General features: G+C 68.0%; 13 protein-coding genes. 10 read left to right on the forward strand and 3 right to left on the reverse strand.

The window, feature by feature from the left end; translation table 11 throughout:
• Positions 1 to 3 precede the first annotated feature (3 nt).
• The 5 genes from PMI14_RS20745 (at position 4) to PMI14_RS20765 (ending at position 4,629) form a co-directional block, all read left to right on the forward strand.
• Positions 4 to 669 carry an amino acid ABC transporter permease gene (locus PMI14_RS20745; RefSeq protein WP_007857320.1) on the forward strand — a complete coding sequence of 222 codons (666 nt, stop codon included), beginning with the start codon at positions 4 to 6 and terminating at the stop codon, positions 667 to 669.
• 30 nt (positions 670 to 699) lie between these two features.
• Positions 700 to 1,437: an amino acid ABC transporter ATP-binding protein gene (locus PMI14_RS20750; RefSeq protein WP_007857321.1), complete on the forward strand. Its 738-nt coding sequence runs from the start codon at positions 700 to 702 to the stop codon at positions 1,435 to 1,437.
• A gap of 182 nt (positions 1,438 to 1,619) precedes the next feature.
• Positions 1,620 to 2,585: a hypothetical protein gene (locus PMI14_RS20755; RefSeq protein ID WP_146187882.1), complete on the forward strand. Its 966-nt coding sequence runs from the start codon at positions 1,620 to 1,622 to the stop codon at positions 2,583 to 2,585.
• 81 nt (positions 2,586 to 2,666) lie between these two features.
• Complete coding sequence (locus PMI14_RS33660) at positions 2,667 to 4,151, forward strand: hypothetical protein (protein ID WP_007857323.1); 1,485 nt, start codon at positions 2,667 to 2,669, stop codon at positions 4,149 to 4,151.
• Between the two features lie 94 nt (positions 4,152 to 4,245).
• On the forward strand, positions 4,246 to 4,629 hold the full coding sequence (locus PMI14_RS20765) for a hypothetical protein (protein WP_007857324.1): 384 nt from the start codon (positions 4,246 to 4,248) through the stop codon (positions 4,627 to 4,629).
• A 19-nt stretch (positions 4,630 to 4,648) separates the two neighbouring features.
• Here the strand turns inward: PMI14_RS20765 and PMI14_RS20770 are convergent, their stop codons facing one another.
• Complete coding sequence (locus tag PMI14_RS20770) at positions 4,649 to 5,569, reverse strand: MurR/RpiR family transcriptional regulator (protein ID WP_007857325.1); 921 nt, start codon at positions 5,567 to 5,569, stop codon at positions 4,649 to 4,651.
• Positions 5,570 to 5,670: 101 nt separating this feature from the next.
• On the opposite strand from PMI14_RS20770, the gene PMI14_RS20775 reads away from it, so the two are divergent.
• From PMI14_RS20775 to htpX, 5 genes are all read left to right on the forward strand, one after another.
• On the forward strand, positions 5,671 to 6,840 hold the full coding sequence (locus tag PMI14_RS20775; protein ID WP_035204902.1) for a M20 family metallopeptidase: 1,170 nt from the start codon (positions 5,671 to 5,673) through the stop codon (positions 6,838 to 6,840).
• Positions 6,841 to 6,887: 47 nt separating this feature from the next.
• On the forward strand, positions 6,888 to 7,877 hold the full coding sequence (locus PMI14_RS20780) for a tripartite tricarboxylate transporter substrate binding protein (RefSeq protein ID WP_035204905.1): 990 nt from the start codon (positions 6,888 to 6,890) through the stop codon (positions 7,875 to 7,877).
• A 47-nt stretch (positions 7,878 to 7,924) separates the two neighbouring features.
• Positions 7,925 to 8,971 carry a dihydroorotase gene (gene pyrC, locus PMI14_RS20785; protein WP_007857328.1) on the forward strand — a complete coding sequence of 349 codons (1,047 nt, stop codon included), beginning with the start codon at positions 7,925 to 7,927 and terminating at the stop codon, positions 8,969 to 8,971.
• Complete coding sequence (locus PMI14_RS20790) at positions 8,956 to 9,699, forward strand: DUF3025 domain-containing protein (protein WP_035204882.1); 744 nt, start codon at positions 8,956 to 8,958, stop codon at positions 9,697 to 9,699. The genes pyrC and PMI14_RS20790 overlap by 16 nt, the downstream gene beginning before the upstream one ends.
• 163 nt (positions 9,700 to 9,862) lie before the next feature.
• A complete protein-coding gene (htpX, locus tag PMI14_RS20795; protein ID WP_007857330.1) occupies positions 9,863 to 10,738 on the forward strand; it encodes a protease HtpX in 876 nt (291 codons plus the stop codon).
• A 95-nt stretch (positions 10,739 to 10,833) separates the two neighbouring features.
• On the opposite strand, the gene PMI14_RS20800 is transcribed toward htpX, so the two are convergent.
• Together PMI14_RS20800 and PMI14_RS20805 are read right to left on the reverse strand one after the other, a co-directional pair.
• On the reverse strand, positions 10,834 to 11,532 hold the full coding sequence (locus PMI14_RS20800; protein ID WP_007857331.1) for an SDR family oxidoreductase: 699 nt from the start codon (positions 11,530 to 11,532) through the stop codon (positions 10,834 to 10,836).
• Positions 11,533 to 11,581: 49 nt separating this feature from the next.
• Positions 11,582 to 12,715: a thiolase family protein gene (locus PMI14_RS20805; RefSeq protein WP_007857332.1), complete on the reverse strand. Its 1,134-nt coding sequence runs from the start codon at positions 12,713 to 12,715 to the stop codon at positions 11,582 to 11,584.
• Positions 12,716 to 12,777 lie beyond the last annotated feature (62 nt).

The raw sequence follows: 12,777 nt of genomic DNA on the forward strand, positions 1-12,777 counted from the left end.
CAAATGAATCTCGACTTTGGCTTTTACAACTGGGACCTGATCTCCAACTTCGTGCTCAAGGGGCTGTATTTCAGCCTGATCCTCACGTTCGTGGCCACCATCGGTGGCGTGATCTTCGGGACCGTGCTCGCGCTCATGCGGCTGTCGGGCAAGAAGTGGCTGGACGTGCCAGCCACCATCTACGTCAACGGCATGCGCAGCATTCCGCTGGTGATGGTGATCCTGTGGTTCTTCCTGCTGGTGCCGGCCATCATCGGGCGGCCCATCGGCGCGGAAGTCTCGGCGGTGGTGACCTTCATCGCCTTCGAGGCCGCCTACTTCAGCGAGATCATGCGCGCCGGCATCCAGTCCATCGCGCGTGGGCAGGTCCATGCGGGCCAGGCCCTGGGCATGACCTATGGCCAGAACATGAAGCTGGTGGTGCTGCCCCAGGCGTTCCGCAACATGCTGCCGGTGCTGCTCACGCAGACCATCATCCTGTTCCAGGACACCTCGCTGGTCTACGCCATCGGCGCCTACGACATGCTCAAGGGCTTTGAAGTGGCGGGCAAGAACTTTGGCCGCCCCATCGAGGCCTACCTGGCCGCAGCGGTTCTGTACTTTGTGATGTGCTATGCGCTGTCCTGGATGGTCAAACGCCTGCACCAGAAGATCGCGATCATTCGCTGATGCAAAAGAGATTGGATTGAGGAACAAGAAATGATCGAACTCAAGAACGTATCCAAGTGGTATGGCCCCGTGCAGGTGCTCAACGAGTGCTCGGCCGTCATCAACAAGGGTGAAGTGGTGGTGGTGTGCGGGCCCTCGGGCTCGGGCAAGTCCACGCTGATCAAGACCATCAACGCGCTCGAGCCCTTCCAGAAGGGTGAGATCACAGTGGACGGCGTGAAGCTGCACGACCCCAAGACCGACCTGCCCAAGCTGCGCAGCCGCGTGGGCATGGTGTTCCAGCACTTCGAGCTGTTTCCCCACCTGTCGGTGACGGAGAACCTGACGATTGCCCAGATCAAGGTGCTGGGCCGCACCCCGGACGATGCCAAGAAGCGCGGCTTGAAGATGCTCGAGCGCGTGGGCCTGATCGCCCACAAGGACAAGTTCCCGGGCCAGCTCTCGGGCGGCCAGCAGCAGCGCGTGGCGATTGCCCGTGCCCTGAGCATGGACCCCATCGTGATGCTGTTCGACGAACCCACCTCGGCGCTCGACCCCGAAATGGTCGGCGAAGTGCTGGACGTGATGGTGGGCCTGGCCAACGAAGGCATGACCATGATGTGCGTGACCCACGAAATGGGCTTCGCCCGCAAGGTGAGCAACCGCGTGATCTTCATGGACGTGGGCGGCAAGATCCTGGAGGACTGCTCCAAGGACGACTTCTTCAACCACCCCGAAGCCCGCCAGCCGCGCACCAAAGACTTCCTCAACAAGATCCTGCAGCACTGAGCTGCACACACTGTGCTCTGCCCGGGCGCAGTGTGCAGGAAGTCACACAAGGCGCCTTCGGGCGCCTTTTTTGTTCGTGTGGGCCATCGGCGTAGAAGGTGTGCCGTGCTACGTTCGCTGCTTGTCCATTTTTCGGTGCATTCGCCATGCGTCCCACGCACCCCTCTTCCCCCTGCCTTCCTGTGCCGACCCGCCGCGGGGGGCGCTGCATTGCAGGGAGTGCCTGGCTGCTCCTGGTGCTGGCACCGGTTGTCGCCATGGCGCAGGACAAGGCCGCACCACCACCGGGGTGCGCGCGGCTGGCCCAGGTGGCCCAGGCCCTCCACCTGGCGGGGCCTGGCACAGCCGGCCGCTACCAGTGCGATCTGCAGCAGCGCACGCCTGTGGGCCAGGTGTTTGCCCTGCGCTACCAGGGCCCCGAAGTGCGCGATGGCAGCAGCAACCTGGTGGGCTACTACGAGGTGGACCGCCGCACCCAAGCCGTGCACCCCTGGGACCTGGCCACCGGCAAGCGTGCAGCCGAGCCACTGCCCGCCGATGCCATGCCCCCGCCCACCGTGATGGCCTGCGGCCTGGCTTTCGAACTGCCCGTGCACTACCGCGTCACCAAGCCGCGCCGCACGGAGGGGGTGGACGGTATGCGCCTGTGCGCTTTCGATGTGGTGCCTGCGAAAATGCCGCCCAGAGAACTGGAATGCAAGGACAAGGACGAGGGCGGTTCGTCGCCCTACAAGGTGTGCGACTGGGCCATTGACGGTGCCAAGGCCTGGCCTACCGTGCAGGTGGCGCGCACCCGGATCGACATCGACCACAAGCAGGTGGATCCCTTTCAGTTCGAGAACGGAGCCTGGCGCTTGCCCAATGCCCAGGCCGATGCGGAGGCCGCGGAGCGCTTTCGTTTCTTTGGCAAGCGGGCCTATCGAGGTGAGACGGTGACCCGCATGTCCTGGTACCGGACCCGCATCAAATCCTCCGAGTCGATCTATGCCGGCACAGGCACCACGCAGGCCGTGCTGATGCAGCTCACGCCCCAACTGGCCGTGGTGCTGGTGGATCCCCCCGCGGACGATTCCGCTGGCGGTGTGACGGAATGCCGGATTTTCTGCAAAAGTTTGCGCGCCGCCGGGCGTTCCGGCGACGAGCCCTGATACAACGCCGGATGACTTGCCTGCGCCGGGGTATCGCGGTGATGCATGCGGGGCGGTGGACTGAGAGGAGAGCGCACGGCCATGAGCAGCACCCCAGAGAGCGACGAATTCGAATTTCCGGCGGGCCTGCCGGTACCGCAACCCCTGCGTGACCTGCTGCGCGCCTTCCCGCAGTTGCGCCAGCCCTCCGCGCCGGTGAGCGGCTCCTTTGCCTTCCATGCCCAGCCGCCCGGTGCGGTGGCGCGCTATTTCGGCGAGGCAGGCCATGCCGGTGGGCAGGCAGCTGCGCAGCACCTGGGCGTGTTCGGTGTGGAGCCCGATGGCTCGGCCATTGCCATCTGGCGTGCACCGCAGGGCGGCCTGCCGGTGGTCTATCTCGGCTCTGAAGGAGGTGGGCGAGTGCTGGCCAGCGATGCGCTGCAGTTCCTGCGTCTGCTGGGCGTGGGCTATGGCGAATTCGCGCTGTATGGCAACCTGGACGAGCCGCCCGAGGAAGACGGCGAGGTGGCCCCGGAGCTGCTGGCGTGGCTTGCGGCGCAAGGGCTGTCGGTGCCCGCAACGGGGGAAGACATCCTGGCCGAGGCTGAGCAGCGCTGGCCCGATTTCGATGGCTGGGTGGAGGATGCGATCGCCGGGCGGGTGGTGACGCCGGTGCCTGCGGGGCCATCCCCGGCCGCGGCGCCTGTGGCCGCAGCCGCCGGGGGCAATCTCTGGGACCAGATGCTGGCCTGCATCGGCCGGCGCATCGACGATCCGCTGGTGCTGCAGTGGCTGGCTGCCGTGGGGGCCAAGCCCCTCAAGCCCGCCACACCGCACAACGACAGCACCTACGTCAGCGTGCGCGCCACGGGCATCGAGGTCAGTGCCGAGATGGCACCCAAGCACCGCGGCTTCTGGCCGCCGCGCAAGGACGGGCGCATCTGGCGCACCTATGTCACGCGCATCATCGTGCCCGTGAAGGCGGCGGGGCTCATCCCCTTGCCCGATGGCCTGTCCTGGGCGCATTTCCCCGGCACCGTGGATGGCCATGGCTTCATGGACCAGGCGGTCAGCGACACGCTGGAGCTGGCCTTCCTGCGCGCGGACAAGGGCGGCAGCATCGCCCGCATCGACGCCCGGCTGCCCACGGAGCGCGACTTCATGGAGGCCAGTGCCGACTACGAGCAGACCAAGCCCCTGGTCTATGTCGAGGACGCATTCTTCGTGACCTGGTGCGCGCTGCAGGGACTGCTCGATCCGGCGCGCTACCCGGCCGACCTGCTTGCGCCCTGGCGCGCCCGCAGCGCCACGCCGCTGCAACTGCTGCACGGCCCCTGCGGGCGCATCGTCTGGACCGACGACCTGGCGCCGGGCGCCTCGGACTTCTGGGACCGCTACTACCGGGGCTTCGGCACGCCCGATGCCGAGCGCTGGGTGAGCGACGTCAAGACCGTGTTCGGGTCGTCCAACCACTTCCGCGAGCCGGAAGAGGCCATGACGCCCGACAGCTGGGAGGCCTTCGACCGCATTGCGCCGAAGATCGCACGCCGTTTCGAGGCATGGCGCCGCAAGGCGCCGCAGGGGTGACGGCATGCCGCAGCGCCGCTCCGTTCTGGCATGGGGCTCCGTGTGCGCATGCGCGGGCATGGCGGCCTTTTCTACCCCCACCCAGGCTGCTCCCATGGAAAAGACCCTGCTGTTCGAAAGCGCCGTGCACCCCTGGAAGGTCTACTACGTGCGCGAGAAGCCCACCTGGCAGACGCGAGAGCACTACTACCAGGTCACGCACCAGGGCCAGCCCTTCGTGCTGCCCAAGGAGCTGTTTCGCGGCGTGCGCGACGTGGACCGTTTCATCGCCGCCTCGGGCTTCGAGACACAGGAGACGCACGCCGACTCGGTGTTGCTGGTGTTCGAGAACCGCACGCTCAAACCCGACGGCTTCGAGGAGCGTGCCATGGTCTCCGTGATGGCTCAGTCGGTGCGCGCGGGCAAGGGCTACCAGGTGCGCATTGCCAACCTGCAGGGCCAGGTGCTGGCGGTGATCGAGCGGGAGCCGGCACGCTGAGTGGCCGGCAGCGGCTGGCTTATTTCCGGGCAGGTTTGCGCCCCGGCATGCCCTCCACGATGAGCTGCTGGTCCTCCACATCCTTCCACAGCGTGTCGCGGCGCTTGAGCGCCTCCGACACCGCTGCGTGGCGCAGTTGCGCCACGGCCGACACCAGCGCATTGCACAGGAAGAAGGCCGCCGTGTAGGAGTCGAACGGCGAGGCGTTGGAGGTGCGCACCAGGATGCGCTCGTGCGCCAGCGTGGCCAGGGGCGCCGAGGCGCTGTCGGTCAGGGCCAGCACCTGGCCACCGGCCTCGCGAAAGCGCTGCGCCACCTTCACCGGCCCGCTCGCGTAGCGGCGGATGCTGAAAGCCAGCAGCACATCGTCGGGCTGCACCCAGAGCAACTGGTCGGTGGCGGCCACGGCACCCGCGCCCAGTTCGTGCACGCCGGGGCGGCACATGTTCAGGTGCAATGCCAGCCAGGCGGCCACGGGCGCGCTGTTGATCTGCGCCAGCACGAAGACCCGGCCCTTCTCCTGGGCCAGCCGGTTGGCAATCGCCTCGAAGGCCGCCATGTCCAGGCCGTCGCGCGTGGCGCCGATGTTGTGCTGGTCGTGCAGCAAGGCGTCGTCCACGCACTGCTGCAGGCTGCGCCGGGTGCCGATGGTCACCGGCGCGCGCTGGCCGGCGGTCTGCAGCAGCGCCGTGACCTCGGCGCGGGCCTCGCGCTGGGCCTCGGCGTAGCTGCCGTAGCCGAGCTTGGCGAACAGCCGCACCACGGTGGAGGCGCTGGTGCCCGTGCGGGTGGCCAGCGAGGTGGCCGATTCGAGCAGCGCATGCGGATAGTCGCGCTCCAGTGCTTCGGCCAGCGCGCGTTCGCTGGCGGTCAGGCCCGCGCCCTGGCGGGCCAGGCGCTCAGGCAACAGGCCGTCGGCTGATTGCAATGTTGATTTCATTGATGTCCATTTTATGAAAAATGTATTGCAAACAGCGGCGGTGCGTGCAACACTTTCGTCCCATCACCCTGCCGTTTCCGGGCGGGGGCGCAAAGGACAACATGCAGGATACCCTTGAAGAGAGCCGCGCACAGGTGCGCGAACGCATCCTGGCCTGGCTGGCAGACCAGCAGCAGGCGATGCAAGACCTGTTGCAGAAAGTGGTCGACATCGACAGCGGCAGCCGCGACGAGGCCGGCGTGACGGCGGTGGCCAGTGTGCTGCGCGAGCGGCTCGTGGCCGCCGGGGTGGCGGTGGAACTCGTGCCCGTGCCTGGCTATGGCGTGCTGCTGCAGGCCCAGGTGCCCGGGCCCACCGAGGGCGCGCCCATTCTGCTCATGGGCCACATGGACACCGTCTACCCCGCGGGCACCGTGGCCCGCCGCCCCTTCCGCGTGGCGGATGGCCGGGCCTACGGCCCCGGCGTGGCCGACATGAAGTCGGGCCTGGTGATGAACGCCTTCGTGGCCGAGGCCTTTGCGCGCTGCGGCGGGCTCACGGCGCCGCTGCGGCTGTTCTTCTCGTGCGACGAGGAGATCGGTTCGCCCGCCACGCGCGAGCAGATCATGGCCGCGGCCCGTGGTGCCCGCGCCGTGCTCAATGCCGAGCCCGGCCGCGTGAGCGGCAACCTGGTCACCAGCCGCAAGGGCTCCATGGCCGTGGAGTTCGAGGTGGACGGCGTGGCCGCGCACGCGGGCATCAACCCCGCAGCGGGCGCCAGCGCCATCGGCGCCCTGGCGCACAAGATCCTGGCCCTGCACGCGCTGACCGATCCGGACGTCGGCACCACCACCAACGTGGGCGTGGTACAGGGCGGCATCGTGCCCAACATGGTGGCGCCGCTGGCCAAGGCCGAGCTCGATGTGCGCTACACCGCCGAGACCGATCCCGACGAACTCTTCGAGCGCGTTCGCGCCATCGTCGAATCCGAGAGCCTGCCGCGCACCATGGGCCGCATCACCGGCATGCGCCGCACCTTGCCCATGAAGCCCACGCCCGGCGAGTTGCTCGCGCTGTACCAGCGGGGTGCCGAATCCCTGGGCTTTTCGGTGCAGGGCGAATTCACCGGCGGTGCGGCCGACAGCGGCCTCACGGCCTCGGTGGGCGCCCCCACGCTGTGCGGCACCGGCCCCGTGGGCGGCCACCCGCACACCGAGCGCGAGTACTGCGAGCTGTCCACCCTGGTGCCGCGCGCCCAGGCCGTGGCGCTGGCCATCCTCGACCATCCCTGATGTCCGTTTCCTGCAAGACCTTGAGAGAAGACCCCGTGAACTCCTTCATGCAACCCAATCGCCGCCACATCCTCAACGCCGGCCTCGGGCTGGGCCTGGCGGGCCTTGCGCCGCTGGCGGCCCGCGCCGACGACAAGTTTCCATCGCGCCCCATCACGCTGGTCGTGCCCTTCCCGCCCGGCGGCTCGGTGGACATCATGGCGCGCCAGTATTCGGAGCCGCTGTCGCGCATCCTGGGTGTGCCCATCGTGGTCGAAAACCGCGCCGGTGCGGGCGGATCGGTCGCCTCGCTGGCCGTGGCACGCGCCAAGCCCGATGGCTACACCCTGGTCGTGTCCTCGCAGAGCAGCCACCTGGCCAACCCGCTGACACAGCCCAAGGTGGGCTACGACCCGATCAAGGATTTCGAGAACATCGCCATCCTGGGCCGCCAGCCCAATGCGCTGGTGGTGCATTCCAGCCTGCCCATCAAGTCCGTCAAGGAGTTCGTCGACTACGCCAAGAAGAACCCGGGCAAGCTCAACTACGGCAGCGGCGGCATCGGCAGCATGGGCCAGCTCAACGTGGAGATGTTCAAGGCCGTCACGGGCGTCTTCACCACGCACATCCCCTACCGCGGCGGCACGCCGCTGATCACCGCCGTGCTGGCCAACGAGGTGCAGTTCATCCTGGACAACCTGGTCATCATGCTGCCGCACGTGCAGTCGGGCAAGGTGCGCGCCCTGGCCGTGGCCTCCGACCAGCGCCTTCCGCAGCTGCCCGACGTGCCCACGATGGCCGAGGCCGGCTACCCCGAGCTCAACCTCACCTCCTGGACGGGTCTGGCCGCGCCGGGCGGTACGCCCGACGCCATCGTGCAGACCCTGTACAAGGCCGTGCGCCAGGCGGCCACGGCGCCGGCCATGGTGGCCAATCTCAAGGAGCGCGGCGTGATCGTGCCCGAGGAGATGGGCCCCGCGGCCTTCGAGAAGATGATGGCCGAGCGCATGGTGAAGTTCGGCGACGTGGTGCGCAAGGCCGGCATCACCGCCGAGTGACCTGCGCAGGGCAGGGGGCGGTGGCCGGGAATGGGACAATAGCGCCCATGACCGCAGCAGCCCCCACCAACACCCTCACCATCACCCGCCCCGACGACTGGCACCTGCACGTGCGCGACGGGGAGCCCCTGCGCACCGTGGTGCCGCACACGGCCGCCCAGTTCGGCCGCGCCATCATCATGCCCAACCTGCGCCCGCCCGTGACCACGGCCGAGCAGGCCCTGGCCTACAAGCAGCGCATCCTGGCCGCCGTGCCCGCGGGCGTGCAGTTCGAGCCGCTGATGACGCTGTACCTCACCGACAACCTGCCGCCCGAGGAAATCGTGCGCGCACGCGAAGCCGGCGTGGTCGCGGCCAAGCTCTACCCGGCCGGCGCCACCACCAACAGCGATGCCGGCGTGACCGACCTGCGCAAGACCTACAAGACCCTCGAAGCCATGCAGAAGAGCGGCATGCTGCTCTTGGTGCACGGCGAGGTGACCAGCAGCGACATCGACCTGTTCGACCGCGAAGCGGTGTTCATCGAGCAGCAACTGATCCCGCTGCGCCGCGATTTCCCTGAGCTGAAGATCGTCTTCGAGCACATCACCACCAAGGATGCGGCCGACTACGTCAATGCCTCCGACCGCTTCACGGCCGCCACCATCACGGCGCACCACCTGCTGTACAACCGCAACGCCATCTTCATCGGCGGCGTGCGCCCGCACTACTACTGCCTGCCCGTGCTCAAGCGCGAAACCCACCGCGTGGCCCTGGTGCAGGCCGCCGCCAGCGGCAGCGTCAAGTTCTTCCTGGGCACCGACAGCGCCCCGCACCCCGCGCACCTCAAGGAGCATGCCAGCGGTTGTGCCGGCTGCTACACCGCCCATGCAGCGATGGAGATGTACGCCGAGGCCTTCGACAACGCGGGTGCCCTGGACAAGCTGGAGGCTTTCGCCAGCTTCAACGGCGCCGACTTCTACGGCCTGCCGCGCAACACCGGCACCATCACGCTGCGCCGCGAATCCTGGACGCCACCGGACAGCTTCGCTTTCGGCGAGGCCGAGCTCAAGCCTTTGCGCGCGGGTGAAGCGCTGCCGTGGCGGCTGGTCTAGAAGGCATCGACTGGGCAGCCGCCTGGCTGGCCCCGTACCGCGCCACTGGAGAGGCAGTGGCGCAGCAGGTGCTGTCACAAGGTGCGCCCGTGCACCAGGCACTGCAATGCACTGCGGCGCCCGTGCAGTTCGTTCCCCAGGATGACCTGCCCGAGGGCGCGGCCTACGAGCAGCACATCTTCGACACCCGCCGCGTGCCCACGCGCGAGAACCTGCACGACTTCTTCAACGGCCTGGTGTGGCTGCATTTCCCGCGGGCCAAGCGGCGGCTGAACGGGTTGCAGGCCGGCGCCATCGCCGCGCACGGGATTGGTGCGGTGCGCGGCCCGCTGCGCGACGCGCTCACCGTGTTCGACGAGAACGGCGCCTTGCTCGATGCGCCCGCGCCGATCTGGCAGGCGCTGCAGGCGCGCGAGTGGACGCGCTTGTTCGTGGACCTGCGCCCACTGTGGCGCGAGGCGCGGTTGCTGTTGTTCGGCCATGCGCTGCTGGAAAAGCTGGTGGCGCCCCGCAAACCCATCGTGGCCCATGTCTACCGAACCCAGTGCGCTATGGATTCGACAACTGATGCCGACGCCTGGCTGGCGCAGCAGATGGAGCCGGGGCACTGGGCCGGCAAACCCTTCACCCCGCTGCCGGTGCTGGGTGTACCGGGTTGGTGGCCGGCGAATGAAGATCCGCAGTTCTACGCGGACCCGCAGGTGTTCCGCCCCCCTCGCAGCGCCTAATTCCCGTCGGCGACTGTGTGATAAGGGCCTTTTCTCGATTCGCCCTACCATACCGCGACGGGAAACTGCGGCGTGCGGTCCCTGGGAGGCTGGCGCTTGAATCGCGCCGGCCCACCCCCCATCTAGGCCGCAGTTCCTTGTCTACCCACGGAGAGAACAGAACATGAAGCGGATTATTTTGTTTGTACTGACCAACCTGGCCGTCGTCGTCGTGCTGGGGGTGGTGGCGAGCTTGCTGGGCGTGAACCGCTACCTCACGGCCAACGGGCTGAACCTGGGCGCGCTGCTCGGCTTTGCGCTCATCATGGGCTTTGGCGGCGCGATCATCTCGCTGCTGATCAGCAAGCCCATGGCCAAGTGGACCTCGGGCGTGCGCGTGATCGACGGCTCCGGTTCGGCCGATGAGCGCTGGATCGTTGAGACCGTGCGCAAGTTCGCCGACCAGGCGAAGATCGGCATGCCCGAAGTCGGCATCTTCGAAGGCGACCCGAACGCCTTCGCCACGGGTGCCTTCAAGAACTCGGCGCTGGTCGCCGTGTCCACCGGCCTGCTGCAGGGCATGACGCGCGAAGAGGTCGAGGCGGTGATCGGCCACGAGGTGGCCCACATCGCCAACGGCGACATGGTCACCATGACGCTGATCCAGGGCGTGATGAACACCTTCGTGGTGTTCCTGTCGCGTGTCATCGGCTACGCGGTCGACAGCTTCCTGCGCAAGAACGACGAGAACAGCTCGGGCCCCGGCATTGGCTACTACGTGACCACCATCGTGCTCGACATCGTGCTGGGCTTTGCCGCGGCCATCATCGTGGCCTGGTTCAGCCGCCAGCGCGAGTTCCGTGCCGACGCAGGCGCCGCCCAGCTGATGGGCCGCCGCCAGCCCATGATCAACGCCCTGGCCCGCCTGGGCGGCATGCACCCGGGTGAGCTGCCCAAGAGCGTGGCCGCCATGGGCATCGCCGGCGGTATCGGCAAGCTGTTCAGCACCCACCCGCCCATCGAGGAGCGCATTGCGGCGCTGCAGAACAAGCAGGGGTGATGCAACGCACGGCCCGGGCCGTGCTGCTTGAGCGGAACCGAAAAAAGCCGCCGGGTGCAAGCCCGGCGGCTTTTTCTTTTTCGGATCGGCCGGCTTCAGCCTGCGTAGGCGGGGGTGGCGCTGGACAGTGATTGCTTCACATGCCGCGTGGTGTCGTCCGCCAGCACTTCGGCGAGGCCTGCCTCCACGCCCTGCAGCGCCAGGCGCGCGACGTCGAGCGGTGCGGCCTTGGGGGCATCCAGGCCGCGCGCCATGTCGGTGTCCATGTAGGCCACATGCAGGCTGGTCACCTGCGTGCCCTGGTCGCGCAGTTCACTGCGCAGGCCGTTGCTCAGCGACCAGGCGGCCGCCTTGGACGCGCTGTAGGTGGCTGCGCCGGGAATCGTGAGCCAGCTCAGCACCGACAGCACGTTGAGCACCGCGCCGCCGCCGTTGGCCTGGAGCACCGGAGCAAAGGCCTGCGCCACGGCCCAGAGGCCGAAGAAGTTGGTCTCGAACTCGGCGCGTGCCGCCGCCATGGCATCGGGCGTGCCCAGGAAGCTCGATCCGCGCGAGATGCCGCTGTTGTTCACCAGCAGCGTCACATCGGGACAGGCGGTCACGGCTGCGGCGATCTGGGCGGGGTTGGTGACATCGAGCTGCACGGGGATGACGCCGGGCAAGGTCACGGTGGCGGGGTCGCGAGCGGCCGCGTAGACCTTGCGGGCACCCGCGGCGAGGGCCGCCTGGGCAAAGGCCAGGCCCAGGCCGCGGTTGGCACCGGTGATGAAGACGACGGAGTTCTGAAGGTTCATGGAAGCAGTCCTTGGAGGAAAAGGGAGGGGGAGAAGGTGGGCGCGGCGGTCACAGTGCCTGCAGCACCGTGGCAATGCCCTGGCCGCCGCCGATGCACTGCGTGGCCAGCGCGTAGCGCCCGCCCTGGCGCTGCAGCAGGGCGGCGGCCTTGCCGGTGATGCGCGCGCCCGTGGCGCCCAGCGGGTGGCCGATGGCCATGCCGCCGCCGTCGAGGTTGATGGCCTCGGGCTTGAGGCCCAGTTCGCGGATGCAGGCCAGGGCCTGGGAGGCAAAGGCCTCGTTGATCTCGACCACGTCCATGTCGGCCGCGGTCAGGCCGGCGCGGGCCAAGGCCTTGCGCGATGCGGGAATGGGGCCCAGGCCCATGAAGGCCGGGTCCACACCTGCCGTGGCCATGGCCACGATGCGGGCCAGCGGGGCGAGGCCGTGGCGCGCGGCATAGGCCTCGCTGGTCACCAGCACGGCGGCAGCGCCATCGGTCAGCGGCGACGAGGTGCCGGCCGTCACCGAGCCGGTTTCACGGAAGGCGGGCTTGAGTCCGGCCAGGGCTTCGAGCGAAGTGCCGGGGCGGATGCAGCCGTCCTCGGCCACCACCTGGCCGTCGGGCAGTGCGATGGGCACGATCTCGCTGCGCAGCAGGCCGGCCTCGCGCGCGGCGGCGGCCTTGCGGTGTGACTCGAAGGCCAGTTGTTCCTGGTCGGTGCGCGACACCGCATGGCGCTCGGCCACGTTCTCGGCCGTCTCGCCCATGGAGATATAGGCATCGGTCTCTTCGTACAGCACCGGGTGGGGCGAGAAGCTCAGGCCGCCCTGCGGCACCATGGTCATCGACTCGATGCCTAGGCACAGGTAGGCATCGCCGAGGCCGGCCTCGATCTGTGCGGCGGCGATGTGCACCGCCGACATGGACGAGCCGCAAAAGCGGTTCACCGTCATGCCGCCGACCTCGTGCGGCAGCCCGGCCAGCAGCGATGCGATGCGCGCGATGTTGTTGCCCTGCGCGCCCTCGGGGTAGGCGCAGCCGGCGATCACGTCGTCCAGCGTGGCCGGGTCGATGCCGGTGCGCTGCACCAGCTCCTTGATGAGTTCGGCGGCCAGGGTGTCGGGCCGCACTGGGGCCAATGCGCCCTTGCGGGCGAAGTGGAAGGGGGTGCGGGCGTACGCGGAGATCAAGGCTTTCATGGGCAAGTCCCGGTTGGTTAGATGTCAATCGACATGAATAAATATAAATGTCAATCAACATG

The organism is Acidovorax sp. CF316 (assembly GCF_000276605.1).
Lineage (GTDB): Bacteria > Pseudomonadota > Gammaproteobacteria > Burkholderiales > Burkholderiaceae_C > Acidovorax.